The organism is Kineococcus glutinatus (genome assembly GCF_039542765.1).
GTDB classification, from domain to species: Bacteria; Actinomycetota; Actinomycetes; order Actinomycetales; family Kineococcaceae; genus Kineococcus_A; species Kineococcus_A glutinatus.
Genome location: NZ_BAABIL010000107.1, coordinates 1 through 864 on the forward strand (window position 1 = coordinate 1; position 864 = coordinate 864).

1 protein-coding gene is annotated in these 864 nt (G+C 80.8%); it reads right to left on the reverse strand.

Going from position 1 to position 864, the window contains the following annotated elements; genetic code table 11:
* On the reverse strand, window positions 1-618 hold a 618-nt coding region (locus ABEB16_RS04750), incomplete at its 3' end, for an oxygenase MpaB family protein (protein ID WP_345711118.1).
* Between the last annotated feature and the right edge of the window lie 246 nt (window positions 619-864).

Here is an 864-nt window from a genome sequence, read left to right on the forward strand (position 1 = left end):
GCGCCGCCGCCGCCCCCGGGCACAACTGCCCCGCCGCCACGTCGCCCGCCCGCCCGGCGCCGGCCGCAGCCGCGGGCGGGCGGCGTCCACGGCCTCGTCGAGCGCCGCGACCGTGGCGGGCACCTCGTCGGGCTCCAGCCCCAGCAGCAGCGCCGCCGTGAGCTGCTCGCCGACGTAGGTGTCGGCGTCGGCGTCGGTGAGCTCCACCTCCGCCGCGCGCGCCACCAGGATGCGTGCCAGCACCCCGCAGGAGTGCCGCCAGGCGAGCACGTCGGGGTCGTCGCCGCGGAAGATGCGGTCGGTCTCGGTGTCGAAGCCGGCGACCATGCCGGCCTCGGCCCGCAGCCGCGCCGCGCACGTCATGGCCGCCATCCGGCTGCCGTAGGTCGTGGTCCCCAGCACGGCGGCCGCCCGCTCCACGCGGGTCCAGGTGCTCGCCCCCTCCTCGGCGGCCGCGGCCGCCGAGACGGGGTGCAGGTCCTGCAGCAGCACCGCGACGAGGCCCGCCAGGCCGGTGAGGGGGTCGGCGTGCAGCCGCCAGCTGACGCTGCCCGGGCCGAAGAAGCCGACGTCGCGGTCGTCGTCGCGCCGGCCCGCGCGCCGCTGCGGGGCCGGCACGGGTGACCCGGCCGGGGTGGGACCCGGCACGGCTCGCAGCGGGGTCACGTTCCGCGGCAGTCGCTCGTGGTCCTCGGGCACGCACCCAGCCTCCCTCGCCGCCGCCCGGAGCGCAGCCCGAGCGGTCCGGGCCCACCCGGACGGGTGCGCCGGGTGCGGGCGCGGCGGTGGTGCCGCGCCCGCACCCCCTTCAGCCCTGCTCGCCGCCCGCGGCGACCTCGGTGGGGGCCGCGGCCGGCTCGCCCC